General features: G+C 62.0%; 24 protein-coding genes (1 of these 24 only partly in view). 5 read left to right on the plus strand and 19 right to left on the minus strand.

Translation table 11 applies throughout. From position 1 onward, the window contains the following. The first annotated feature begins 430 nt into the window (after positions 1-430). Both gltP and ACYU03_RS00505 read left to right on the plus strand, forming a co-directional pair. The gene (gene gltP, locus ACYU03_RS00500; RefSeq protein ID WP_461887577.1) at positions 431-1,762 is read left to right on the plus strand and encodes a glutamate/aspartate:proton symporter GltP; all 1,332 of its coding nucleotides are present in this window, start codon (positions 431-433) and stop codon (positions 1,760-1,762) included. A gap of 343 nt (positions 1,763-2,105) precedes the next feature. Then, positions 2,106-3,335, plus strand: coding sequence for a nucleoside recognition domain-containing protein (locus ACYU03_RS00505; RefSeq protein ID WP_461887578.1), 1,230 nt, complete (start codon positions 2,106-2,108; stop codon positions 3,333-3,335). On the opposite strand, the gene ACYU03_RS00510 is transcribed toward ACYU03_RS00505, so the two are convergent. From ACYU03_RS00510 to ACYU03_RS00550, 9 genes are all read right to left on the minus strand, one after another. Continuing rightward, on the minus strand, positions 3,317-3,937 hold the full coding sequence (locus tag ACYU03_RS00510) for an ABC-type transport auxiliary lipoprotein family protein (protein WP_461887579.1): 621 nt from the start codon (positions 3,935-3,937) through the stop codon (positions 3,317-3,319). The genes ACYU03_RS00505 and ACYU03_RS00510 overlap by 19 nt on opposite strands. Beyond that, a complete protein-coding gene (locus tag ACYU03_RS00515; RefSeq protein WP_461887580.1) occupies positions 3,934-4,872 on the minus strand; it encodes an MlaD family protein in 939 nt (312 codons plus the stop codon). The genes ACYU03_RS00510 and ACYU03_RS00515 overlap by 4 nt, the downstream gene beginning before the upstream one ends. Positions 4,873-4,874: 2 nt before the next feature. Beyond that, entirely contained in the window at positions 4,875-5,669 is a 795-nt protein-coding gene (locus tag ACYU03_RS00520; protein ID WP_461887582.1) for an ABC transporter ATP-binding protein, read from the minus strand. Further along, positions 5,666-6,799 (minus strand): MlaE family lipid ABC transporter permease subunit, encoded by a 1,134-nt coding sequence (locus tag ACYU03_RS00525; RefSeq protein ID WP_461887584.1) that lies wholly within the window; start codon positions 6,797-6,799, stop codon positions 5,666-5,668. The genes ACYU03_RS00520 and ACYU03_RS00525 overlap by 4 nt, the downstream gene beginning before the upstream one ends. Before the next feature lie 98 nt (positions 6,800-6,897). Next, positions 6,898-7,968 (minus strand): DUF5924 family protein, encoded by a 1,071-nt coding sequence (locus ACYU03_RS00530; RefSeq protein WP_461887585.1) that lies wholly within the window; start codon positions 7,966-7,968, stop codon positions 6,898-6,900. A gap of 42 nt (positions 7,969-8,010) precedes the next feature. After that, positions 8,011-9,417 (minus strand): M16 family metallopeptidase, encoded by a 1,407-nt coding sequence (locus tag ACYU03_RS00535; protein ID WP_461887586.1) that lies wholly within the window; start codon positions 9,415-9,417, stop codon positions 8,011-8,013. Positions 9,418-9,455: 38 nt separating this feature from the next. Further along, entirely contained in the window at positions 9,456-11,114 is a 1,659-nt protein-coding gene (locus tag ACYU03_RS00540) for a Na/Pi cotransporter family protein (protein WP_461887587.1), read from the minus strand. Positions 11,115-11,501: 387 nt separating this feature from the next. After that, on the minus strand, positions 11,502-12,272 hold the full coding sequence (locus ACYU03_RS00545; protein WP_461887589.1) for a TerC family protein: 771 nt from the start codon (positions 12,270-12,272) through the stop codon (positions 11,502-11,504). 72 nt (positions 12,273-12,344) lie between these two features. Beyond that, positions 12,345-13,652, minus strand: coding sequence for a CitMHS family transporter (locus ACYU03_RS00550; RefSeq protein WP_461887590.1), 1,308 nt, complete (start codon positions 13,650-13,652; stop codon positions 12,345-12,347). A gap of 268 nt (positions 13,653-13,920) precedes the next feature. On the opposite strand from ACYU03_RS00550, the gene ACYU03_RS00555 reads away from it, so the two are divergent. Then, positions 13,921-14,322, plus strand: a complete 402-nt coding sequence (locus ACYU03_RS00555) for a GFA family protein (RefSeq protein WP_461887591.1) — start codon at positions 13,921-13,923, stop codon at positions 14,320-14,322. Here the strand turns inward: ACYU03_RS00555 and ACYU03_RS00560 are convergent. From ACYU03_RS00560 to ACYU03_RS00605, 10 genes are all read right to left on the minus strand, one after another. Beyond that, positions 14,319-16,268, minus strand: a complete 1,950-nt coding sequence (locus ACYU03_RS00560) for a DUF7844 domain-containing protein (RefSeq protein WP_461887593.1) — start codon at positions 16,266-16,268, stop codon at positions 14,319-14,321. The two genes, ACYU03_RS00555 and ACYU03_RS00560, sit on opposite strands and share 4 nt — an antisense overlap. An 8-nt stretch (positions 16,269-16,276) precedes the next feature. Beyond that, entirely contained in the window at positions 16,277-16,597 is a 321-nt protein-coding gene (locus ACYU03_RS00565) for a DUF2388 domain-containing protein (RefSeq protein WP_461887594.1), read from the minus strand. A 36-nt stretch (positions 16,598-16,633) separates the two neighbouring features. Further along, positions 16,634-16,930, minus strand: coding sequence for a DUF2388 domain-containing protein (locus tag ACYU03_RS00570; protein ID WP_461887596.1), 297 nt, complete (start codon positions 16,928-16,930; stop codon positions 16,634-16,636). Between the two features lie 89 nt (positions 16,931-17,019). Next, entirely contained in the window at positions 17,020-17,337 is a 318-nt protein-coding gene (locus tag ACYU03_RS00575; RefSeq protein ID WP_461887597.1) for a DUF2388 domain-containing protein, read from the minus strand. Positions 17,338-17,636: 299 nt separating this feature from the next. After that, positions 17,637-17,849 (minus strand): DUF1127 domain-containing protein, encoded by a 213-nt coding sequence (locus tag ACYU03_RS00580; protein WP_461887598.1) that lies wholly within the window; start codon positions 17,847-17,849, stop codon positions 17,637-17,639. Positions 17,850-18,170: 321 nt separating this feature from the next. Continuing rightward, a complete protein-coding gene (locus ACYU03_RS00585; protein ID WP_461887599.1) occupies positions 18,171-19,664 on the minus strand; it encodes an acetyl-CoA hydrolase/transferase family protein in 1,494 nt (497 codons plus the stop codon). 208 nt (positions 19,665-19,872) lie between these two features. After that, a complete protein-coding gene (locus ACYU03_RS00590; RefSeq protein ID WP_461887600.1) occupies positions 19,873-21,309 on the minus strand; it encodes an NAD(P)(+) transhydrogenase (Re/Si-specific) subunit beta in 1,437 nt (478 codons plus the stop codon). A 2-nt stretch (positions 21,310-21,311) separates the two neighbouring features. Continuing rightward, entirely contained in the window at positions 21,312-21,626 is a 315-nt protein-coding gene (locus ACYU03_RS00595) for an NAD(P) transhydrogenase subunit alpha part 2 (RefSeq protein ID WP_461887601.1), read from the minus strand. Between the two features lie 12 nt (positions 21,627-21,638). After that, complete coding sequence (locus ACYU03_RS00600; protein WP_461887602.1) at positions 21,639-22,760, minus strand: Re/Si-specific NAD(P)(+) transhydrogenase subunit alpha; 1,122 nt, start codon at positions 22,758-22,760, stop codon at positions 21,639-21,641. A 405-nt stretch (positions 22,761-23,165) separates the two neighbouring features. After that, positions 23,166-24,092, minus strand: coding sequence for a LysR family transcriptional regulator (locus ACYU03_RS00605; RefSeq protein ID WP_461887604.1), 927 nt, complete (start codon positions 24,090-24,092; stop codon positions 23,166-23,168). A gap of 161 nt (positions 24,093-24,253) precedes the next feature. Here ACYU03_RS00605 and ACYU03_RS00610 point away from each other — a divergent pair, with 161 nt between their 5' ends. Both ACYU03_RS00610 and ACYU03_RS00615 read left to right on the plus strand, forming a co-directional pair. Further along, a complete protein-coding gene (locus ACYU03_RS00610; protein WP_461887605.1) occupies positions 24,254-25,435 on the plus strand; it encodes an acyl-CoA dehydrogenase in 1,182 nt (393 codons plus the stop codon). 15 nt (positions 25,436-25,450) lie between these two features. After that, positions 25,451-25,809, plus strand: the 5' portion of a protein-coding gene (locus tag ACYU03_RS00615) for a CaiB/BaiF CoA transferase family protein (protein WP_461887606.1). It continues 862 nt past the right edge of the window; 359 of the gene's 1,221 nt are visible here — the first part of the coding sequence; its start codon is at positions 25,451-25,453; its stop codon lies beyond the right edge, outside the window.

The raw sequence follows: 25,809 nt of genomic DNA on the forward strand, positions 1-25,809 counted from the left end.
TTTGTCGCGACCGTACATCGATATTTTTTCCTTGGTCGAGCGGTCAGCTATGCGTCTGTTTTGGGGCATTCGGATTGTCGAACAACGTGCTCACAAGGTCGAGGTGATCCAGTCAGTTCTGCCGAATTCTGGCGCTTTGGTCATGTTCGGAAAACCGAACAACCTAAAATCAAGCACTTACGACGCCCAATTTCACTCTCGAATACCATGCCGATTCGGCATGGGGTAGCCGTTTCTGGCATTAGACTGCCCCCTTTCCCATGGCAATAGTTGCCGCCTTTTTCGCTGGTCAGAGCGCGAAGACGCTCGCCTGCGGCGACCTTCTACGGAGCCGCCGAACGGAACAAAATTCTCTCAGCGATCCTGAAAAAGGCTCTGCTGCGCGGTTTTCCGGGAGGCGCCCGTGTCCACTTGAAGAAAGGGTAATGACATGAAGAAGGCAAAACTAAGCCTCGCCTGGCAGATCCTCATCGGCCTCGTTCTGGGCGTCGCAATCGGCGCATTACTGAATCATTTCAGTGCAGAAAAGGCATGGTGGATCAGCAATGTCCTACAGCCAGCTGGTGACATCTTCATTCGCCTGATCAAGATGATCGTCATCCCGATCGTGATTTCGTCGTTGATCGTGGGTATCGCCGGGGTTGGCGACGCGAAGAAACTGGGCAGTATCGGCCTGAAGACCATCATCTACTTCGAGGTGGTGACCACCATCGCGATCGTGGTCGGCCTGGTGCTGGCCAACCTGTTCCACCCGGGCGCCGGCATCGACATGAGCACCCTGGGCACTGTGGACATCTCCAAGTACCAGGCTACCGCCGCCGAGGTTCAGCATGAGCATGCGTTCATCGAGACCCTGCTCAACCTGATCCCGTCGAATATCTTCGCAGCGCTGATGCGTGGCGAGATGCTGCCGATCATTTTCTTCTCGGTGCTGTTCGGCCTGGGCCTGTCGAGCCTGCAGGCGGACCTCCGCGAGCCGCTGGTACGTACCTTCCAGGGCGTTTCGGAAACCATGTTCAAGGTCACTCACATGATCATGAACTACGCGCCGATCGGTGTGTTCGCCCTGATCGCCGTGACCGTCGCCAACTTCGGCTTCGCCTCGCTGCTGCCGCTGGCCAAGCTGGTGCTGCTGGTGTACTTCGCCATCGCCTTCTTCGCCTTCATGGTGCTGGGCCTGGTGGCTCGCCTGTTCGGCTTCTCGATCATCAAAATCATGCGCATCATGAAAGACGAGCTGGTCCTGGCCTACTCGACTTCCAGCTCCGAAACCGTCCTGCCGCGTGTGATCGAGAAGATGGAAGCCTACGGCGCGCCGAAGGCCATCTGCAGCTTCGTGGTGCCGACCGGCTACTCCTTTAACCTCGACGGTTCGACCCTGTACCAGAGCATCGCGGCTATCTTCATTGCCCAGCTGTATGGCATCGACCTGTCGTTGAGCCAGCAGTTGCTGCTGGTCTTGACCCTGATGGTCACCTCCAAGGGCATCGCGGGAGTGCCGGGCGTTTCCTTCGTGGTTCTGCTGGCGACCCTGGGCAGCGTGGGCATCCCTCTGGAAGGCCTGGCCTTCATCGCCGGCGTCGACCGGATCATGGACATGGCCCGTACTGCGCTGAACGTGATCGGCAACGCCCTCGCCGTACTGGTCATCTCACGCTGGGAAGGCATGTACGACGCGGCCAAGGGCGAGCGCTACTGGAAATCCCTGCCGCACCTGCGCAGCAAGGAAGCGGTCATCACTGGCAAGACCGTCAACCAGTGAGCCGGCCTTGAGCTGAACGAAAGCCCCGACCTGTCGGTAATGCTGTTCACTTAAGCTGGAGTGCCTTCAGGTGGGGCTGCTACGCAGCCCATCGCGACACAAGGCCGCTCCCACAGAGGGCTTGCAAGCCATACATTTACGTATCGGCAAGCCCCTTGTGGGAGCGGCCTTGTGTCGCGATGGGGCGCGCAGCAGCCCCAAACCATACGACAGATGCCTTAAGTGAACAGGTGTAAACCTATTTCAGGACTAGACACCCGGAGATCTCGAGAGCGCCACAACACCCAAGGCATACGAGTCTCGATACGCTATCATTCGGGGCATTTTTCAGGGGGTACAACGGATGCTCAATGGCCTTTGGCTCGGCTTTTTCCTGGTGGCGGCCGTCTCCGCCCTGGCCCAATGGCTGGTTGGAGGCAACGCTGGCATCTTTGCCGCGATGGTCGAGAGCATCTTTGCCATGGCCAAGCTGTCGGTCGAGGTCATGGTCCTGCTGTTCGGCACCCTGACGCTTTGGTTGGGCTTCCTGAAGATCGCCGAGCAGGCTGGTATCGTCGAGTGGTTGGCCAAGGTACTCGGCCCGCTGTTCGCCCGGCTGATGCCCGAAGTGCCACCTGGTCACCCTGCCCTCGGGCTGATCACCCTGAACTTCGCGGCCAATGGCTTGGGCCTGGACAATGCCGCCACCCCTATCGGCCTGAAGGCCATGCGCGCGTTGCAGGAGCTAAACCCCAGCAGCACCAGCGCCAGTAACGCACAGATTCTGTTCCTGGTGCTCAATGCCTCCTCCCTGACGCTGCTGCCCGTCACTATCTTCATGTACCGCGCCCAGCAAGGGGCCATGGACCCGACCCTGGTGTTCCTGCCGATCCTCCTGGCAACCAGTTGCTCGACGCTGGTGGGCCTGCTGTCGGTAGCAGTCATGCAGCGCCTGCGGCTGTGGGACCCGGTGGTGCTGGCTTACTTGATCCCTGGCGCGCTGTTGCTGGGCGCTTTCATGGCGTTTCTCGGCACCTTGTCGGCCGCGGCGCTGGCCAGCCTTTCATCGATCCTCGGCAACCTGACCCTGTTTGGCCTGATCATCTTGTTCCTGGTGATCGGCGCGCTGAAGCGGGTGAAGGTTTATGAAACCTTCGTCGAAGGCGCCAAGGAGGGTTTCGATGTCGCCAAGAGCCTGCTGCCTTACCTGGTCGCCATGCTCTGTGCCGTCGGTGTGTTGCGCGCCTCGGGGGCGCTCGAGCTGGCCCTGGATGGCATCCGCCATGTGATCGAATGGTTGGGCATGGACACCCGTTTCGTCGAAGGCCTGCCCACGGCGCTGGTCAAGCCATTCTCCGGCAGCGCGGCACGCGCCATGCTGATCGAAACCATGCAGACCCATGGCGTCGACAGCTTCCCTGCCCTAGTGGCTGCGACCATCCAGGGCAGCACCGAAACCACCTTCTATGTGCTGGCGGTGTACTTCGGCGCGGTGGGTATCCAGCGAGCCCGGCATGCAGTGGGCTGTGCCCTGCTTGCCGAGCTGTCTGGGGTGATCGCGGCGATCCTGGTCTGCTACTGGTTCTTCGCCTGAGCCTGCCCGGCCTGGGTGAGCGTCCAGCTCACCAGGCGTTCGACCAGCTGGTCGCTGGCCGCACCGAAGCCGGCGACCACGGCTGCGACCTGGGTGTCGGCCAGTGGTTGACGCACTTCGAAGCGTTGGCTGGCGAGGATGCGCTGGCTGCGGCCCTGGACAAGACGGGCATCGTAGCGGATCACCACTTCCACGGTTCCTGAGCGGTATTCGCTCTGGAATGCCTGCAGCTCGCCAGCCAGCTCGTAGTCGGCCTGCAGATTGCTGTCATCGGCGCTCAGGCGCTGTATCCGGCCGTCGCGTTGGAAGCCGTCGAGCAGCCTGTTGCGCAGCAGGACAGGCGCCGGATCGCTCCAACGGGCGCCTTTGTAGCTGCTGATCAGGTCGCCCTGGGGTACCACGGCAATGCGAGGAGTATTGAGCACCTCACTGGCCAATGGCTTGTTCAGGCGCAGCGACCAGTCCACGGGCATGGCGGTTCGGCTGGCCTGGGACACTGGCAGGCGATAGATGTCGGCCGGCTCGCTCTGCGGCAGGATCGAGCAGCCTGCGCCCAGGCTCAGCGCAGTGCTCAGTGCGAGGTAGCGCAGGTACGGTTTCATGGCTCGAACTCCTTGTTCTTGTCGCGGCCCAGCAGGTAGCCACCGGGGTCGGCTTCCAGGCGGCGGGAGATGCCCTTGAGGGCGTTGAGGGTCTCGCGCAGCTCGCGGATGGCCGGAGCCAGCTGGTTCAGGCCCTGGGCGCCGTCGTCGAGGGCTTCCCGGTTGTTGTTGAGCAGGTCGTTGATGGTGGCCGTGGTCTGGGCCAGCGACTGCATGGCTTGCTCGGCGCTGCCGAACATCTGCTTGCCTTCGCTGCCGAGCAGGCTGTTGGCGTTGTGCATCAGCTCGCGGGTTTCTTCCAGGGTGGCGCTGGCTTGCTTGCCCACTTCGGCCAGTTGACCGATGGCCGTGGCGATGTCGCCGCTCTGGCTGGCGAAGGCGCCGGTGGCTTGCTCCAGGTTGCCCAGGGTGTTGCTCAGGCGGGTAATGTTGCCCTTGGAGAACATCAGGTTGGCGTGGTGCAGCAGCAGGTTGATGTTGGTCACCAGATCGCTGCTGTCATTGAGCAACCGCGAGATGGGGGACGGTGAGGCAATGATCACCGGGATCTTGCCATCCTTGCCCCTGAGTTCCGGGCTGCCAGGTGTGCCGCCGCTGAGCTGGATGAGCGAGGTGCCGGTGATGCCGGTGAGGGTCAGCTTCGCTTGGGTGTCCTGTTTGACCGGGGTGTCGGCGTTCAAGCGGATGCGCGCCAGGACGCGGCGCGGGTCCTGTGGGTCCAGGCGCAAGCTGGTGACATCACCGACCTTGATCCCGCTGTACTGCACCGAGCTGCCCCGGGACAAGCCGGAGACGGCTTCGTTGAATATCACCTCGTAGTCCTTGAACGTGTCGTCGACGCTGGACTTGGTCAGCCACAGGCCGAACAGCATGGCGCCAGACACCACCAGCACGGTGACCAGGCCGATCAAAACATGATGCGCACGGGTTTCCATCGTCAGGGCTCCTGCGCCACGCGGGTGGCAGCCAGTTCAGCTGCGCGGCCGCGTGGGCCATGAAAGTAGTCGTGAATCCACGGATCGTCGGTCTGTTCCACTTCGGCTAGCGGGCCGGCCACCAGTACTTTTTTCTGCGACAGTACGGCTATCCGGTCGGTGATGGTGTAGAGGGTGTCCAGGTCGTGGGTGATCAGGAACACACTCAAGCCCAGGGCATCGCGCAGGGTCAGGATCAACTGGTCGAAGGCGGCGGCCCCGATCGGGTCGAGGCCGGCAGTGGGTTCGTCGAGGAACAGGATGTCCGGGTCTAGCGCTAGGGCCCGGGCCAGGGCGGCGCGCTTGACCATGCCACCAGACAGGGACGCGGGGTATTTGTCGGCCGCAGAGATCGGTAGCCCGGCCAGCGCCAGTTTGACCCCTGCCAGGTGCTCGGCGTCGGCGCGGCTGAGGCCGGCGTGTTCGATCAGCGGTAGGGCGACGTTCTCGGTGATGGTCAGCGAGGAGAACAGAGCGCCCTTCTGGAACAGCACGCCGAAACGCCGTTCTACCTGGGAGCGTTGCTCGTTGTCGAGTTGGTCGAGGTCCTGTCCGAACACCTTCACCTGGCCTTCATTGGGCCGGCGCAGGCCAATGATGCTGCGTAGCAGCACTGACTTGCCGCTGCCCGAGCCGCCGACCACGGCAAGGATCTCGCCGCGGTACAGGTCCAGGTCGAGGTTTTCGTGCACGCTCTGGCTGCCGAATCGGTTGCAGATGCCCCGTGCCTCGATCACGGTCTCGCGCGCGCCGGTCACCAGTCCATCTCCATGAAGAACAGCGCGAACACAGCATCGAGCATGATCACCACGAAGATCGACTGGACCACGCTGGAGGTGGTATGGGCCCCGACCGATTCGGCGCTACCCGCGACTTTGAAGCCTTCCAGGCAACCGATGGCCGCGATCAGGAAGGCGAAGAACGGTGCCTTGATCAGGCCAACGATGAAGTGCTGCACGCCGATATCGCTCTGCAGCAGAGAGAGGAACATCGCCGGCGAGATGCCCAGGGACAGGGCACAGACCGCTGCGCCGCCGACAATACCGCAGAGCATGGCGACAAAGGTCAGCAACGGCAGGGCGATCAACAGGGCGAGCACCCTAGGCACCACCAGCAGTTCCACCGGGTTCAGGCCCAGGGTGCGGATAGCGTCGATCTCTTCGTTGGCCTTCATCGAACCGATCTGCGCGGTGAAGGCACTGGCCGTGCGCCCAGCCATGAGGATGGCAGTCAGCAGCACACCGAATTCGCGGAGGAAGGAAAAGGCCACCAGGTCGACGGTGAAGATGCTGGCACCGAAGCCGGCCAGTACCGTGGCGCCGAGGAAGGCTACCACCGCACCGACCAGGAATGTCAGCAAGGCCACGATTGGCGCGGCGTCCAAGCCGGTCTGCTCGATGTGCGCGACCACTGGGGTGACGCGCCAGCGATGCGGTTGAAAGGCCCGTCGTACAAGGGTTTCCAGGATCAACCCGATAAACCCGAGCAGTTGCAGGGTGTCTTGCCAGACGGTGTCGACGGCGCAGCCGATGCGGGCCAGCAACAGGAGCAGCACCGGGCGTTCGGGCGCCTTGACCGGGATACAGTAGTCCTGCAACGAGCAATAGACGCTCTTGAGCAGCGCCCGGTTGGCTTCGGGCAGCTCGCCCGTGCAGCGCGCTAGCCGTTCGGCGCCGAGCAGTTCGACCAGCAGCGAGGCGCCGGCAGTGTCCAGGCGGCCGAGTTGACTGAGGTCGGCGATGGCATCGGCGCCATACTGCGCGCGCAGCTGTTCGCTGTGCTGCTTTAGCTGGGTGTAGTTGGCCAGGGTCCAGTCACCGGCGATGCGCAGGCAGGCCGGTTGGCTGCTGGTGTCCAGGGTCGCGCTAGGGGTGGTCATAGGCTCCATGCATCTGACAGGGCGCGGGCTGCCCAAGTAGCCAGATCATAGCGTAATGCGGGAGCGCTGCAGCAATTGTAGGGGCCACCGCCTGCTGACGTTGGCGCCTACATCGGGCGTTGCGAGCGGGTGCCTGGATTGCCGGTCGCAGAAGATGCGGATGCCTGCCGGTCGTCCACCACCTCAAAGCGCAGCACTCCAATCACTTGGCCGTCCTCGGTCAGTACTCGCACCTGCCAACGGCCGACCGGGTTGGGTGGGAAGTTCCGCTTGTGGGTCCAGGCACGGTAGCCTTGCTTGCGGCCGCCGTGGATGTCCAGGGCGATGCGGTCGACTTCTTTGCCATCCAGCTGCCACACGTGGTAGATCCGCTCGTTCAGCCCGCGTGGGGCATTGATCGCCGTGTAGGCGTATAGGCCGCTTGCGCGGATCTGGCTGGCGCCGATTTCCTTGAGGGATGCGCCGGGCTGGCGGTTCTGGACCTCGGTGCTGACGGCCACTTCGCTCATCCACAAGGTGGCCGGTGGGACCCAGGAGCGTAACAGCCAGCCCCCGCAGCCTACCGCCAGGGTCACTACCACCAGGGCCACGGCCCGGCGCCAATGAGTGATCGGGAAACTGCTGGCCAGGCTCGGGAAGGACAGCACCATCGCGGCAATCAGGGCCAGCTTGAAGCTTTGCGCGGTGGTCAGGTGCAGGATGATCGGCAGCGCTGTGAGCAAGGCCGCGAACAGGGTCAGGGTATGCAGTGCCAAGAACAGCCAGCGCCGAGGTGCCAGCCACCTGTAGTACAGCGGGTCGATGATCGAGATCAGACCGGCTGCGGCGAGCAGGCCAGTGAATACCAATTGGCCGCTGTTCCAAGTGGTGGTGATGAAGAAGAACGGCAGGACGAAGAACAGGCTTTCCTGGTGGATCATCTGCGTGGCGTAGCGCAGCAGCGGTTGCGGTATCTCCCGCTTGAAGGCTCTGCTGAACAACCGGGTCAGGGTGTTCTCCAGCATCAGCCAGACCCAGCTGACCAGCATCAGGATGGCGATCCAACTGGCCAGGCCAGCCTGGCGATCGACCAGGATGAAACTACCGATACCTGAGAGGAAGCCGCCAAGGGCAATGACACCGGGATAGCGCTTGAGCAGTTCGATCAAGCGCAGGATGAAATGAGGTAGTGGGGGCATGGATGACAACTGGAATGGAAACCCCGATAGAATACCGCTGTTTCAAGGCTCGCGTGTAGCACCACTGGGGCGCGGCGCCGGGCGGCGGCGACGGCGAAGCAGGCCGATGGCAAGGATCAGTCCCAGGATCAGCGCCACCAGGCCGTACAGTTCGTCGTAGCCGAGCAGCGGCTTCTCGATGCGCAGGTAGCCTGGCGCCTTGAGCAGCTCGCGCAGGGCATGGTCGGTCTCCTCCAGGCTGACCTGTCGCATTTTCCGCACCGGGTCCTTGACGCGACCGTCGGTGTAGTCGTTCAGCGCACCCCAGTAATAGTCGGCCAGGGCGCTGTTGCCTTGGGTAGTCCAGCTTTCGCGAGCGATGGCGGCCTGCTTGATACGCTCGAACGTGTCCGGGTCCAGGCCGTGCTTGCGCAGGTCATCGAACAGTTGCTGGAGCACACTTACCGCGTCATCGATATCCTCCCGTTCGAGGTCGGCGTTCAGGCTCAACATGCCGCTGTCGCCAAAACTCTCGCGCTGGACGGAGGGGCCATAGGACAAGCCGTGGCGCAGGCGAAGCCGGTCATAGAGCGCCCAATCCAGGTAGCGTGAGAGCAGTTCCAGGGTTTGGTCGTGGTCGTTGTCCAGCACCGGCTCGATGAACAGCCAATGCAGCCTGACGTTCTCGCCTAGCCAGCCGCGGATCAGGTCGCGGCGCTGCTCGGCCTGCTGGCTGATGCTTTCCAGGTTGCGCCGTTCTTCCGGCTCGACTGCTGGCAACTCCCCATAGGTGCGTTCCAGGTAGGCGGGTAGCAGGCGGTCGAGCCCGCCGACGATGATCAGGGACATGTTGTTGGCGGCGTACCAATGGTTGCGCAGCGCCTCGACCTGCTCCAGGGTCATGTCGTCGAGCGAGGAGCGTTCGGCGCACTTGAGGCCGAGTTCGACGGCGAGTTGGTCACTGGCGCGGTGGCCGATGTCCTGGCGGTCGAGCCAGCGCTGCAGGTGCCCATAGTGGCCGCCATCCTCGCGCTCGATGATCTTCTTTGCGGTGGCCAAGGCCTGGGCGTCGATGCGGGTGTCGCGAATCGCGGCGAGCAGCAGGTCGAGGACTTTGCGTTGGTTGCGCGCCGGGGCTTCGATGACGAAGGTGGTGTCGGCGCTGCTGGTGTAGGCGTTCCACTCGCCACCCAAGGCTTGCATGCGTTCTTCCAGGCCGCCCTCGCCCGTCTCGTCGATACCGCTGAACAGCAGGTGCTCGAGCAGGTGCGGTAGCTCCCGCTGCTGGCAATCGAAGTCGTCCAGGCCGACGCCCACCACTAGACGGATCGCCACATGGTCGCGCTCATAGCCGGACTTGAGGATGACCTGCAGGCCGTTGGGCAGTAGATAGCCCTCGACCTGGGAACGGTCGAGGGCAAGGCTGGGCAGGCTGCAGGTCAACAGGCAAATGAGCAACAGGCAACGCATGGCGAGCTTCCAGGCCAGTATCCGAGGGTGTATGCAGGTCAGGACAGGCGGGGTTCGTCAGGGACGCTGTCGAGCAATAGCCCGCCGGTGTCGGAGCCGCCTAGTACCACATAGGCACTGCTGCAGAACAAAGAGTTCAAACGTTTCATGTCGGCGATCAGCTCCAAGTGTAGCGAACTGGTCTCGATACTTTGTACCACTTTGCGTTGCAGTCGGCTGACATGGGCATGGGCCAGGCGCCGTTCCCGGGCGCGGAAGCGGCGCTTCTCGCGCAACAGCTGGCGGGCGCTTTCGGGATCGGCGCTGAGGAACACCGACAGGCCCAGGCGCAGATTGGACAGTAGTTGCTCCTGCAGGCCGGACAACTCTTGCAGGCCTATCTCGGAAAACTCGCGCCGTTGTGATGTCTTCTGCTGCTGGACCTTGCGCAGCATGCGTTCGATGAGGTCACTGGCCAGCTTGAGGTTGATCGCCAGCTCGATGATCTCTGCCCAGCGTCGGTTGTCCTGATCGCTGAGGTCTTCCCGGGGCATCTGTGCCAGGTACAGTTTGATGGCGTTGTACAGGGCCTCGGCATCTTCATTGAGGCTGCGCACCTGCTGGGGCATGGCGGCCTGGGTGCCGCGCAGGGCGCTGAGCATGGCATCGAGCAGGCTGTCGACGATATCGCCCAGGCGCAGGGTTTCGCGCACCGCATTGGCCAGGGCCAGGCTTGGGGTATCCAGGGCGCCGGGGTCCAGGTGGCGCGCCCGGGCTCGGCCGTTGGTTTCTTCGCGCTCCGGTAGCAAGGTATTGCACAGCCGGGCCATGGGCGTGACCGTGGGCAGCATCAGCAGGCAGCGCAGGGTGTTGTAGAGCAGGTGGAAGCCGATCACCAGTTCCTGGGGGCTGAAGCTCAGTTGGTCCATCCACTGCACCAGCGGGTCCAGCACCGGGATCACCAGTACCAGCCCGATCAGCTTGTACAGCAGACTGCCCAGTGCCACCCGCCGCCCAGCCGCGTTCTGCATGCTGGTACTGAGGAAGGCCAGCAGGCCACTGCCGATGTTGGCACCGATCACCAGGCCGATGGCCACCGGCAGACTGATCAACTCGGCACCGGCCAGGGTGGCCGTGAGCAGCACGGCGGCCAGGCTGGAATAGGAAATCAGGGCGAACAATGCGCCGACCAGGGCATCGAGCAGGATGTCGCCGGTCAGTGAAGCGAACAACACCTTCACGCCTTGCGCATGGGTGATTGGTGCCGCGGCTTCGACGATCAGTTGCAGGGCGAGAATGATCAGCCCCAGGCCGATGCTGACCCTGCCCAACTGACCGGCACGGGTCTGCTTGCGGGACAGGAAGAAGATCACCCCGAGAAAGATCAGCAGTGGCGACAGCCAGGATAGGTCGAACGTCAGAACCCGTGCCATCAGTGCGGTACCCACATCGGCACCAAGCATGATCGCCAGGGCAGGCGTCATCGCCATCAGGCCCTGGCCGACGAAGGAGGTCACCAGCATGGCGGTGGCATTGCTGCTTTGCACCAGAGCAGTCACCAGGATTCCGGCGATGAAGGCCAAGGGGCGCTTGGCCATGTTCTGGCTCAGCACTCGCCGCAGATTCGACCCGTACACCCTCAGGACGCCGGTACGCACGATATGCGTGCCCCAGATCAGCAGGGCGACGGCGGAGAGCAGGTTGAGCAGGGTCAGCATGTTGAAGGACCCCCTTTTGATGCCCCAGCGGGACAAGTGGTGGCGCCGTGAGCCTGGCCCGGAGAAAGGCGTTTTTCCCAGTGCTCACTTAAGCTGTAGTCGGCCAAGAGCCGTACTGCCAGCATCGCACAGGCTGAAACAATTTTGAAATATTTGGCCTGGGAATCGCAGTAATTAGGAGCCTGGCCAGACGGTTACAAAAAAGGCCAGAAGGCTAATGCTGTTCACTTAAGACATCTGTCGTATGGTTTGGGGCCACTGCTGCGCGCCCTATCGCGACCCAAGGCCGCACACAAGAGACCTTGCAGGCCCTCTGTGGGAGCGGCCTTGTGTCGCGATAGGGCTGCGTAGCAGCCCCACCCGAAGGCCTTTTTGCATTCCCCAGGTTTACTGACCCGGGATGTCCTTGCGAAGTTTCACCGCATCGTGCTCTGTGCCGCGCTTGCGCGCCATGGCCGTGCGCATGCGGATGTTGATGGCTTCCACAGCCAGGGAGAAGGCCATGGCGAAGTAGACGTAGCCCTTGGGCACATGCACGTCGAAGGATTCGGCGATCAGCACCGTACCCACCACGATCAGGAACGACAGGGCGAGCATCTTCAGTGACGGGTGCTTGTCGATGAAATTGCTGATGGCACCGGCGCAGAGCATCATCACCAGCACCGCGACGATGATCGCGGCGATCATCACCGGAACGTGGGAGACCATGCCCACTGCGGTGATCACCGAGTCGAGGGAGAACACGATGTCGATGATGGCGATCTGGATGATGGTGTAGAGGAACTTGCCCCCTGCCCCTTTCGGTTCGTCCGGGCTTTCGTCCTCGCCTTCCAGGCCGTGGTAGATCTCCTGCGAGCTTTTCCACAGCAGGAACAGGCCACCGAAGAACAGGATCAGGTCCCGGCCGGAGATGCCTTCGCCCAGGACGACGAAGAGGTCGTCGGTCAGGCGCATGACCCAGGTGATCGACAGCAACAGCAGGATGCGCGTGACCATGGCCAGCGCAAGGCCGAAGATCCGGGTGCGAGGCTGCATGTGCTTGGGCATGCGGCTGACCAGGATGGAGATCATGATGATGTTGTCGATACCGAGAACGATCTCAAGCGCTGTGAGGGTAAAAAAGGCAACCCAGATTTCCGGGCTGGTCAGCCATTCCATGTGTATTCCTTCGAACGATAAAGGCGACGCGCCCAGGCGGAGGGCGCATCGCGGTTGGGTGATGCTGTTTTCTTACAGACTGCTGAACAGTGGAAAAATCCCCATGAGCAGCGCGGCGAGCATTATGCACAGGCAGACCAGCACTGCCCACTTCAGGGTAAAGCGCTGGTGATCGCCGAACTCGATGCCTGCCAGCGCTACCAGCAAGTAGGTAGAGGGTACCAACGGGCTCAGCAGGTGCACTGGCTGTCCGACGATCGACGCCCGGGCCATTTCCACCGGGGAAATGCCGTAGTGGCTGGCGGCTTCGGACAGCACCGGCAGCACGCCGTAGTAGAAGGCGTCGTTGGACATGAAGAAGGTGAACGGCATGCTGACGATGGCCGTGATCACTGCCAGGTACGGGCCAAGCGCCTCAGGGATCACCGCCAGCAGGCTCTTGGACATGGCGTCGACCATACCGGTGCCGGACAGGATGCCGGTGAAGATGCCCGCAGCGAAGATCAGCCCGGTTACCGCCAGGACGCTGCCGGCGTGGGCGGAGATACGGTCCTTCTGCTGTTGCAGGCAGGGGTAGTTGACGATCATGGCGATGCTGAAGGCGATCATGAACAGCACCGGCAGTGGCAGCAGGCCGGAGATCAGCGCGACCATCAGGGCCAGGGTCAGGGCGCCGTTGAACCAGATCAGCTTCGGCCGGCGGGCCTCCGGGAACTGCGAGACGCTGATTTCGCTGTGGTCGATCTCGTCACCCGGGAGGTGCAGTTCGCCCAGGCGCGCACGCTCGCGCTTGCCGTACATGTAGGCGATGGCCAGGATCGCCATGACCCCGAAGAGCATGGCGGGGATCATCGGCACGAAGATGTCCGAGGGGTCGACATGCAGGGCGCTGGCGGCGCGGGCGGTGGGGCCCCCCCAGGGGGTCATGTTCATCACGCCACCGGCGAGGATGATCAGCCCGGCCATGATCCGCGGGCTCATGCCCAGGCGGCTGTACAGGGGCAGCATGGCGGCCACGCAGATCATGTAGGTGGTGGCGCCGTCACCGTCGAGGGAGACCACCAGGGCCAGCACGGCGGTGCCGACCGAGACCTTCAGCGGATCGCCCTTGACCAGCTTGAGGATCTTGCGCACGGCCGGGTCGAACAGGCCGGAGTCGATCATCAAGGCGAAATACAGGATGGCGAACATCAGCATGACACCGGTGGGTGCCAGCTTGCTGATGCCCTCGAGCATCATTGGGCCGATCTTGGTGGAGAAGCCACCGAACAAGGCGAACAGGATCGGTATCAGGATCAGGGCGATCAAGGCTGAAAGGCGCTTGGTCATGATCAGATACATGAAGGTGATGACCATGGCAAAGCCGAGGAAGGTCAGCATGACAGTACTCCAGGCGTGGCGCGGCGAAAGGAAAGACGATTCGGGCGGATCAGCGCGTCAGGCGCTGCGCAAGGAGTCGCGGGGGGCGTACAGCGAGAAGGCGGGTGCAGGAAGACATCAGTATCACCATTGTTGTTGTTGATTGGGCCGGGCGTGGAATGTTTCGGCTGCCCTGGCTGACCGGTCTGGTGCCGGTGGTGGGGCTATCCTAAGAGCGGAAGCTTTCAGCTAGCTTTCGCTGATCGAAAGGCGACGGGAGGTCGTTCGGATGGAGGAACGCCATGAGGGTGGCTGCCATTGCGGCGCCTTGCGCTATCGGTTCGAAGGGCCTTTGGCGGATATCGCCCACTGCCATTGTTCGGTCTGCCGCCGTGTCAGTGGCGGCCTGGTGGTCACCTGGCTTACGGTGCCCGCCGAGGGCTTTGAGTGGCTGGCGGGCACGGCGCAGCGCTACACCGCGCCGGCCAGTTGTTCCCGGTACTTCTGTGGTCATTGTGGTGCCCATGTGGCGCTGACCACCCTGCACAGCCCGCAGACCATCGACATTACCGTCGCCACGCTCGATCAGCCGGAGCTGGCCAGGCCTCAGCGGCACATCTGGACTTCCAGCCGCTTGCCCTGGTTGCACCTGGATGAACACCTACCCGGTGAGCCTGAAGAAAATCTTTAGGGCAATTGCAGGCCGCCGGCTGCCTTGTGCAAGGCCCGCAGGTGTTCGCCGACCTGTTGGATATTGGTTTCCACGGCTTCGATTTCCTTGGCTCTGGCCGGCTCGAGCAAGGCACGCACTTCCTTGTCCAGGTCAGTGCTCAGGCGATGCAATTGCTGCTGGCGCTCGGCGCTGAGCTGCTTCAGCTGGCTGCGCTCGTCGGCCTGGGGTAGGCCATAGCCCTTGGTGCCAAGCAATTCCGCCGGGCGACTGAGGAAGCCGCTGTTGGCAAGGATCTGCTGCAAGGTGTCGTTGGCCTTGTCGATGCTGCGGTCGTTCAGGGCCCGGGCGCTCAGGTAGCGTTGCTTGACCTCGTCCTGGGCCAGTAGCAGTTGGCGGCGCAGGCTGGCTTGTTCGAGCAGGAGCAAGGCGGCGCTGGTGCGCAGGTCGGCGCGCTCGAACCACTGTCGGCGCTGTTCGGCGTCCTGCTCCAGCCAGCCCTCGACTGCTGTCTGGGGGATCGGCAACTGCTGTTTGAGCACTTGAAACATCGCTTGGTAGCGGTCCCGGTAAGAGTCGAAGCGGTAGCCCAGGCGCAAGGCCTCGCGAGGGTCGTCGAGCACGCTGGTGTCCGCCAGGCCGCGACCCTCCAGCACTTCCAGCAGGCCATTGGGCATGATGCTGTCCAGGTCGCTCAGGCGCGGGTTACCTGTGCCGCTGCGTAGCAGCTTGAGGGTTTCCACCGCGCAGTTGTTGGACAGGAAGTAGTAGTTGCCGTCGTAGCTCCAGTGCATCTCTGCGGCTTGGCGCACCAGGTTTTCCAGCTCTTCGCGGCTGAGCTTGAGGGGAATCGAGGCCAGGCTGCGCAGTTCGGTCTTGGTGTACTCATCGATGACCTGGCCCAGCGGCAGGACGAACAGGCGCGATGGGTAGGCACCGGTCAGGCCATCCCAGCTGGACAGCTGCAAGTCGTTCACAAAGGCGCGGTACGACAGCACTAGGTGCTGGTCGAGGTCCAGGCGGCAGTCTGGCCCCCGTGGTCGGCCGGGCGCGCAGATCACCAGGCGCAGCATGCTGTGGCCCCAGCGGCTGACCCAGTTCTGGTTGGCTTCGGCCAGCAGGTAGTCGACTGAGTAGACCCGCTCCGGGTCGATCTCGCCCAGCGGCTGCCGGGCGAAATCATTGCCAGCATTGAGGAATGGCAGGCCCTTGGCACAGTTGGCCTGCTCAGGCGCCCAGGAGAAGTGTTCGCTGAGGTACTGGTTCAGGGCCGGGCGCCGACAAGCGAAACTCGGGTCGAGGAGGAAGTACTCCATATTGACCGCGATGAACTCCTTGGGGCTGCTCAACTCATAGCTGTCAGGGCTGCGCACCACCTGGCGGTTGTGTTGTTCGCGTTCTCCGCGGCGGCCGACATACTGTGGCCAGCCGGCCAGGTCGAGCAGGCGTGGGTTGTCGCTGAGGGTGAAGCGGCGTTCGGTTTGGCCACGGCATGATTCAGGCAGGCCGATCTTGCCGAGGCTGCCGTACTGGCGCTTGCAGCGGGTGATCAGATGGCGCTCCGCGGCTGGCCAGAGGCGTGCGCGATCGTAGATGTGAGTGAGCTCGTGCAAGACGGTGGCCAACAGTTCCTGGCGCACCGTGCCATGCGGCCGGCCAGTCTGTTGACGAGCGGCACTGCCGTCGACCAGCCCTGGCAGCAGGCGGCGGTTGAGTTCCAGGGTGGAGGCCAGCGAGGCCTGGCCATAGGCGTCCTCGCGCATGCGCCCGCTCCAGCTGACTTGGATGCGGCGGTCCAGGCCCTCTTTGAATCGTGGCGGGAGTTTGCTCAGGGCCTCATCCAGCAATGCCTGGGTGGCCTGCTGCTGTTGCGGATCGAGGCCGCTGGCCTGCAGCTCCAGCTGCAGGGCGGCCAGGGCGGGCGTGCTGAGTAGCGTCAGGACGCAGCCGAGCAGCCAGGCCCGCACGGGGCTCCTCACAGGGCGAGAATAGCTTCGGCCAGTACCTGGTCGCTTGCGTCGCGCGCTTCAGGGACGCGTTGGCGCAAGGTGTCGAACGCCGCTTCTAGCTGGGCACCGCGGATATCGCCCTGGCTGGCGACAAAGCTGGCGGCATCGTCACGGGCCTCGCGCACGACCTTGGCATCACGGATGGAGGTGGTGGTGTCAGAGGTGAAGTCGATCGAGCGGCCAAAGGCGCGGACGATGATATTGCTGGTGGCCACCAGGGTTTGTGCCTGGGCCACATCGGCCAGCAACAGGAAGCCGAGGGTGGCGGCGATCAGCGGTTTACGCATGGAGCATCTCCGAACAATACAGGGAGTCAGGTGTAGTCATTGGACGAGAATTGCCTGTGCCAGTTCAAGGTCGCCGACAGATTGTTGTGGGTATACCTGGCGCAAGGACAGGAGCGCGGCTTGCAGGCGTGCTCCGCGAATCATGCCGTTGCTGGCAACGAACGCCGCGGCATCGTCGCGGGCCTCCAGCACCAGCTTGCGGTCGAAAGGTGCAGTGGTCACCTGGCTGGTGACATAGCCGCTCACGACGAGGCTTTGGGTGGAGGCATCCATGGCATGGGCACTGCCCATCCCGGCAAGTGTGATGAACAGCAGTGGCAACAGGAAGCGCATGGGTATCGAAGGCTGGTGGTTGAGGGCGGCGGCAAGGCTATCCCGAATACGCTGACCAAGGCCAGCGCAGCGGGAGACGGTGTCAGGGCTCAGAGTGCCAGGATGGCTTGGGCCAATTGCGCATCGCTGGCTTGCAGGGATGGCATTTGCTGACGGATGTGGGCGAAGGCGCTTTCCAGCTTCACACCACGGATGGAGCCTTCGCTGCCGACGAAGGTGGCCGCGTCGTCACGGGCGGCGCGCACGATCTTGTTGTCACGCAAAGAGGAAGACAGATCCGAAGTGGCATCGGTGGACGCGGCGACGCCACGTACGACTGCATCAGTGGTGACGACGAAGCTCGAGGCGTTGGCGGTTGCGGCAAAAGCCAGCAGCAAAGCGGCGCCAAACAAGTGGGAACGGGACATGATCGATGAACTCCTGCGTAGGCTCGGGGTAGTACTTGCTATCAGACGCACGCACAGCTTGATGCGGTACTTTTCACCAAGCTGTTACTTTTTTTAAGCGTATCACGTGGTGAAGTGTCATGAGATACGAGGGTTGGTAGCAAGATTTTTCAACTGTACCTGTCGATTTTTTGTTTTTAAAAACTGTTATTTTCTTTGAGAAATGGCTCTATTTCAATGCGCCCAAAAGAAAACCCGCTGCAGTCACCTGCAGCGGGTTTTCGGAATTCGCGGTGCCGACCAGGTCGGCGAGCCTGTGCTTAACGCCAGAACGGCTTGCTCAGCTCTTCATAACGCTGCGCTTCGCTGATACCGGCGTCGGCCAGCAGGCGGGCATCCAGACGGGCCAGCTGGCGGCGGCTGGAAATGCGGCGTTGCCACAGCAGCAGGCTGGACAGAGCGCGCAGCGGCAGCGAGGCGTTGGATTGGACGTTGTTTTCGAAAGCCAGGTCGGAACTGAGGGTACGTTCCATGATGTCATCCTTCCGCTTATGGCGGCATGAGGTAGTGATTTAACTGATGCCAATGATCCTCCCCTGTCGTCCATAACAGTAGATACAGTTCAACTACATTAAGATGGTCCAGTTAACTGTTTAACCCTGCTGTTGCACTCGAAAATGACGAAACTGTACTGGTATGCACCGACATGGTGCGCTTTTGGGGTTTTGAAGGGATTCTGCTAGGCCGTGACCAGGGTATTTACCGGTACAGTAGTACAATTTTTTTAGTAACAGCTGGAGCAGTGAAGTGGCCGCTGGGCATTGCACTCCAGAGACCACTCCACTGTGCTGGAATCAACTGGCGAGCATGCGTCCGGTTTCTTCCAGGTTTTCGTGCCAGGCCAGGGCTTCTCGCAGGATGTGCGGAGTGTGGCCGCCACGTTCACAGGCGCGGGCGAAGTAGTCGTTCAGCGCTTCGCGATAATCCGGGTGGACACAGTTGTCGATGATGGCGCGGGCGCGTTCACGAGGTGCCAGACCGCGCAGGTCGGCCAGGCCTTGTTCGGTGACGAGGATGTCCACGTCATGTTCGGTGTGATCGACATGGCTGACCATCGGCACCACGCTGGAGATCGCGCCAGCCTTGGCGATCGACTTGGTGACGAAGATGGCCAGGTGGGCGTTGCGGGCGAAATCGCCGGAACCACCAATGCCGTTCATCATCCGGGTGCCGCAAACGTGGGTTGAGTTGACGTTGCCGTACAGGTCGAACTCCAGGGCGGTGTTGATACCGATGATGCCGAGGCGGCGGACCACTTCAGGGTGGTTGGAGATTTCCTGCGGACGCAGCACCAGCTTGTCCTTGTAGCGCTCCAGGTTGCCGAAAACGTCGGCGTTGCGACGGCTCGACAGGGTGATGGAGCTGCCCGAGGCGAAGCTCAGCTTGCCGGCGTCGATCAGGTCGAAGGTCGAGTCCTGCAGCACTTCGGAGTACATGGTCAGGTCTTCGAATGGCGACTCGATGAGGCCGCACATGACCGCGTTGGCGATGCTGCCGATGCCGGCCTGCAATGGGCCAAGTTTGTTGGTCATGCGTCCTTGCGCCACTTCCTGTTTGAAGAAAGCGATCAAGTGGTCGGCGATGGCCTGGGTTTCGTGATCCGGCGGCAGCACGGTGGACGGCGAGTCAGGTTGCTCGGTGATGACGATGCCGACGATTTTGGCTGGGTCGATCGGGATCGCGGTGCTGCCGATGCGGTCATCGACCTTCACCAGCGGGATCGGCGTGCGGGTTGGCCGGTAGGTCGGGATATAGATGTCGTGCAGGCCTTCGAGGTTGGCGTTGTGCGCCATGTTGATCTCGACGATTACCTGCTTGGCGAAGATCGCGAAGCTGGCCGAGTTGCCCACTGAGGTGGTCGGCACGATGTGACCCTGCTCGGTGATGGCGACTGCTTCGATGACCGCGATATCCGGCAGCTTCAGTTGCTGGTTGCGCAGTTGCTCGACAGTTTCCGACAGGTGCTGGTCGATGAACATCACCTGACCGTCGTTGATGGCCTTGCGCAGGGTGCTGTCGACCTGGAATGGCATGCGACGGGCCAGGACACCGGCCTCGGTCAGTTGCTTGTCCAGATCATTGCCCAGGCTGGCGCCGGTCATCAGGCTGATTTTCAGGGGTGACTGCTTGGCGCGTTCGGCCAGGGCGTGGGGGACAGCCTTGGCTTCACCGGCGCGGGTAAAGCCGCTCATGCCGACGGTCATGCCGTCCTGAATCAGGCCAGCGGCATCAGCCGCACTCATTACCTTGCCCTGCAGGGAGGGCAAGCGGATACGATCACGGTACATGGATTGTTATCTCGGGCTACTGAAGTTAGGGCTGGAATGAAACGTCAACGGACCCTTAGATGAGCAGTCTATTATTTTCGCCCGGCGCCGTCCCGCGACCAAGGTCGAATGCGAAGGCCGGAAATAGAGCCTTCTGTCGGTCAGGCAGGGACGAAAAAGCCCCAGGCGTTGCCGCTCTGGGGCTTATTGTCACAGCTGTGAAGCCGCCTTATTCGACGGCCTTCACCATGTCTTCGATGACCTTCTTGGCATCACCGAAGACCATCATGGTCTTGTCCAGGTAGAACAGTTCGTTGTCCAGGCCGGCATAGCCGCTGGCCATCGACCGTTTGTTGACGATGATGGTCTTGGCCTTGAAGGCTTCGAGGATCGGCATGCCAGCGATCGGTGACTTCGGATCGTTCTTCGCAGCCGGGTTGACCACGTCGTTGGCGCCCAGCACCAATACCACGTCGGCCTGGCCGAACTCGGCGTTGATATCCTCCATCTCGAACACTTGGTCGTACGGTACTTCGGCCTCGGCCAGCAGGACGTTCATGTGTCCGGGCATGCGGCCCGCCACTGGGTGTATGGCGTATTTCACATTCACGCCGTTGTGGGTCAGCTTCTCGGTCAGTTCCTTGAGTGCGTGCTGGGCACGGGCGACCGCCAAGCCGTAACCGGGGACGATGATCACGGTGTCGGCGTTACTCAGCAGGAAGGTGGCGTCGTCGGCCGAACCGGATTTCACTGGTCGGGCTTCCTGGCTACCGCCTACGCTGCCCGTATCGGTGGCGCCGCCGAAACCACCCAGGATGACGTTGAAGAACGAACGGTTCATCGCCTTGCACATGATGTACGAGAGGATCGCACCGGAAGAGCCGACCAGCGAACCTGCGATGATCAGCATCGAGTTGTTCAGCGAGAAACCGATACCCGCCGCTGCCCAGCCCGAATAGCTGTTGAGCATCGACACCACTACCGGCATGTCGGCGCCACCAATTGGGATGATGATCAGCACGCCCATGATGAAGGCCAGCACCAGCATCAGGGTGAATGCGCTGTAATGGCCGGTGAAGGTGAACAGCAGCCCCAGGGCGATAGTGGTTAGGCCCAGGATCAGGTTCAGCTTGTGCTGGCCGTTGAACTGTACCGGTGCGCCCTGGAACAGGCGGAACTTGTACTTGCCCGAGAGCTTGCCGAAGGCGATGACCGAACCGGAAAAGGTGATTGCGCCAATGGCCGCACCAAGGAACAGCTCCAGGCGGTTACCGGTGGGGATCGGGTCGCTCATGTGGGTGACGATGCCCAGCGACTGTGGCTCGAGTACCGCGGCAATGGCAATGAACACCGCGGCCAGGCCGATCATGCTGTGCATGAAGGCGACTAGCTCGGGCATTTTGGTCATTTCCACGCGTTTGGCCATGATCGAGCCGGCGGTGCCGCCGATCAACAAGCCGAGGATGACGTAGCCAATCCCCGCAGTGGCAAGCTCGGCGCCAAGCTTGTAGATCAGGCCGATGGTGGTGAGTATCGCCAGGGCCATGCCGAGCATGCCGAAGACATTGCCGCGGCGGGAGGTGGTCGGGTGGGACAAGCCCTTGAGCGCCTGGATGAAGCACACCGAGGCGACCAGATAGAGAAGCGTTACCAGGTTCATGCTCATGGTTACTTCTGCCCCTCGTTCTTGGTTTTCTTCTTGAACATTTCCAGCATGCGCCGGGTGACCAGGAAGCCACCGAACACATTGACCGCTGCTAGGGCGACAGCCAGGGTCCCCATGACCTTGCCGGCCGTTGTGACGGTCAGCGCGGCAGCGAGCATGGCGCCGACGATGACGATCGCCGAGATGGCATTGGTGACGGCCATCAACGGGGTATGCAGGGCGGGTGTGACGTTCCACACCACGTGGTAGCCGACATAGATCGCCAGCACGAAGATGATCAGGTTGTAGATGCCATCCGAAATCAGCATGTCTTCCATATGTCGGGCTCCTTATCCGTTCTTGCGGATGACCTGACCGTCGCGGCACATCAGGCACGCGGCGACGATGTCGTCTTCGAGGTTGATCGCCAGCGCGCCGTCCTTGTCGAACAGCAGCTTCATGAAGTCCAGCAGGTTTCGCGCATAGAGCGCCGAGGCATCGGCGGCCACCTGGGCGGGCAAGTTGGTCGGGCCGACGATGATCACGCCCTGCTCCACCACCACCTGGTCGGCTACGGTCAACGGGCAGTTGCCGCCTTGGGCCGCTGCCAGGTCGATGACCACCGAGCCCGGTTTCATCTGTGCCACGGTTTCCGCGCTGAGCAGCGTCGGCGCCTTGCGACCGGGGATCAGGGCAGTGGTGATGACGATATCGGCCTGCTTGGCGCGCTCGTGCACGGCCTGGGCCTGGCGCTGCATCCAGCTGGCCGGCATCGGACGCGCGTAGCCGCCTACGCCTTCGGCGCACTCACGTTCCTCGTCGGTCTCGTAGGGCACGTCGATGAACTTGGCGCCTAGGGACTCGATCTGCTCCTTCACTGCCGGACGGACGTCCGAGGCTTCGATCACTGCGCCCAGGCGTTTGGCGGTGGCGATGGCCTGCAGGCCCGCGACACCTGCGCCCAGTACCAGTACCCGGGCCGCTTTGACGGTGCCGGCAGCTGTCATCAGCATGGGCATGAAGCGTGGGTAATGATGGGCCGCCAGCAGCACGGCCTTGTAGCCGGCGATATTGGCCTGGGATGACAGCACGTCCAGGCTCTGGGCCCGGGAGGTGCGAGGGGCCGCTTCGAGGGCGAAAGCGGTGATGCCGCGTTCGGCCATCCGGGTAATCAACTCGTCGTTGAACGGGTTGAGCATCCCCACCAGGACGGCGCCCTGGTTGAGTTGGGCCAGTTCGCTGTCGTCCGGGGCCACTACCTTCAGAACCAGTTGAGCGCCGAAGGCATCGGCAGCGCTGCCGAGGGAGGCGCCCACGGCTTCATAGGCAGTGTCCGGAATGCTGGCATTGACGCCAGCGCCGCGCTGGACGGTGATCTGGTGCCCTTGGGCGACCAGTTTCTTGATGGTTTCCGGGGTAGCGGCAACCCGTGTCTCACCCGTCTGCGTTTCGAGAGGAACACCAATGTGCACGACTTTTCTCCTGCGTGATCTTGTATTGGTAAACCAGCGCACTACGGATGGTGCGTCTGGGGCGGCCGATCAGCACAAACCCGCCTGATCCGAGGCGGGCGGAGCATTTTGCAGACGAACCTGAAGGGCTTCAACCAGTTCTGAAGCGATACGATCTCAAAACTACAAGTCACCCTGTGACCGTATGTCGCAACTATTCGGCTGCAACCCGTCAAACACGGGCTATTGGGAGATTAGGGGAAAAAATAATAAATTTTCGAGAAAAATCCGCGCAGATGTCTATATGTCTCGAAAATAGCGCCGAAAGCCACGTATTCAGGAGGGTTAAGCGATTTTTTGTGATCACCTGAACAGTTTGTCTATTTGCGACAAATAATTATATCTGTAGGCGTTTAAAATAATTGACTACAAGTGTCGGGTAGCGGCCTGGCCCTTCTGTGACGCGGTGTAGCGCTGAGCCTGCTCTACCAGCCAGTCGCGAAAAGCCCGTAGCGAAGCCGATTCTACCTTGCGCTCAGGAATCATCAGGTAGTACGCCTTGGCGCTCGCAAGGGCGTGGGGGTTGGCGATCACCAGCCTGCCCTCCTCCAGTTCGCGCTGGATCAGGAACGGCGGAATCAAGGCGATGCCCATCTCGTGCATGGCGGCCTGAGCCAGCATTGAGAATAGCTCATAGCGCGGGCCTGTCATGTCCCGGTCCACGCTCATGCCGAGGCTGTCGAACCATTGCCTCCAGGCGTAGGGGCGCGTGGTCTGCTGCAGCAGCGGAAGGCTTGCGATGCGTTCGGCGTCGATCCCGCACTGCCCCTCCAGCAGCGAGGGGCTGCACACCGGCATCGGATTTTCACCCATCAGGCGGTGGGACTGAGTGCCTGACCAGTCGGCATCGCCAAAGTAAATGGCGGCATCGAAGGCGGTGTCGGCGAACAGGAAGGGACGCGTGCGGTTGGTCAGGTTGACCGTGACGTCCGGGTGGCGTTGTTGAAAGTCCTTGAGGCGTGGCAGCAACCACTGCGTGCCGAAGGTGGGCACTACTGCCAGTTCTATCACGTTGGCGCCCTGTTGGCGCATGACCGACAGGGTGTCGCGCTCCACCGCGTCCAGTTGGGCGGCCACCTGGCGGCTGTAGGAAAGCCCTGCTTCGGTAAGTTTCACGCCCCGATGCGAGCGTCGGAACAGTTCCACATTGAGGAAGTCCTCCAGGCCGCCGATCTGGCGACAGACGGCGCCCTGAGTCAGCGCTAGTTCCCGGGCGGCCTTGGTAAAGCTTTCGTGGCGGGCCGCTGCTTCAAAGCAGACCAGCGCGGCGGTACTGGGGATCTTGCGTCGCATGTACGTCAACCTCACTCATTTGGCCGTGGACTGCCGGAGTCATGAATTACGAAGTGAGAAAATATCACAAGATGGTGCGCAATCCTCGTTTGTCCCACGGACTGATCGGGCCTAGGATCAATGCACAAGAACCCTGGTCCCACTTTTCGAGGATTTCGCTCATGGCCGGTAAAGCAAGCTTCAACTGGATCGACCCACTGCTGCTCGACCAACAGCTCACTGAAGAAGAGCGCATGGTGCGTGACAGTGCTTATCAGTTCGCCCAGGACAAGCTGGCTCCGCGCGTGCTGGAAGCCTTCCGTCATGAGCAGACCGACCCTGCGATCTTCCGTGAGATGGGTGAAGTCGGCCTGCTCGGAGCGACCATCCCCGAGCAATATGGTGGCAGCGGCCTGAACTATGTGTGCTATGGCCTGATTGCCCGTGAAGTGGAGCGTATCGACTCCGGCTACCGCTCGATGATGAGCGTGCAGTCATCGCTGGTCATGGTGCCGATCAATGAATTCGGCAGTGAAGCTCAGAAACAGAAATACCTGCCCAAGTTGGCTTCCGGCGAGTGGATTGGTTGCTTCGGCCTGACCGAGCCCAACCATGGGTCCGACCCAGGATCGATGATCACCCGGGCGAAGAAAGCGGACGGCGGTTATCGCCTGAGCGGCAGCAAGATGTGGATCACCAACAGTCCGATCGCCGATGTCTTCGTGGTCTGGGCCAAGGATGATGCCGGTGATATCCGTGGTTTCATCCTCGAGAAAGGCTGGCAGGGCCTGAGTGCTCCCGCCATTCACGGCAAGGTTGGCCTGCGTGCGTCCATCACTGGCGAAATCGTCATGGACAACGTGTTCGTGCCGGAGGAGAACGCTTTCCCTGATGTTCGTGGCCTGAAAGGTCCGTTCACCTGCCTCAACTCCGCGCGTTACGGCATCTCCTGGGGCGCCCTGGGGGCTGCCGAAGCCTGCTGGCACACTGCTCGCCAGTACACCCTGGACCGTCAGCAGTTCGGCCGGCCGCTGGCTGCCAACCAACTGATCCAGAAGAAGCTGGCGGACATGCAGACCGAAATCACCCTGGGCCTGCAAGGTTGCCTGCGTCTGGGGCGAATGAAGGACGAAGGCACCGCGGCGGTGGAAATCACTTCGATCATGAAGCGCAACTCCTGCGGCAAGGCCCTGGACATCGCGCGCCTGGCCCGTGACATGCTCGGTGGCAACGGTATTTCCGACGAGTTCGGCGTGGCCCGTCATCTGGTCAACCTGGAGGTGGTCAATACCTATGAAGGTACTCATGACGTCCATGCGTTGATCCTTGGTCGCGCGCAGACCGGCATCCAGGCTTTCTATTGATTGAGGAGCCCGTCCATGGGTGCGCTATCACATTTGCGGGTGCTGGATCTTTCGCGCGTGTTGGCCGGCCCCTGGGCTGGCCAAATCCTCGCTGACCTCGGAGCCGACGTGATCAAGGTCGAGCGTCCGGGGACTGGTGACGACACGCGGTCCTGGGGCCCGCCCTTTCTCCGGGACGCTCAAGGCGAGAACACCAGCGAGGCGGCCTATTACCTGTCGGCCAACCGCAACAAGCGCTCGGTGACCATCGACTTCACCCAGCCGGAAGGCCAGCGCTTGGTGCGCGAGCTGGCGGCCAAGTCGGATATCGTCATCGAGAACTTCAAGGTGGGCGGGCTGGCTGCGTATGGCCTTGATTACGAGAGCCTCAAGGC

This window comes from Pseudomonas sp. X10, assembly GCF_054889225.1.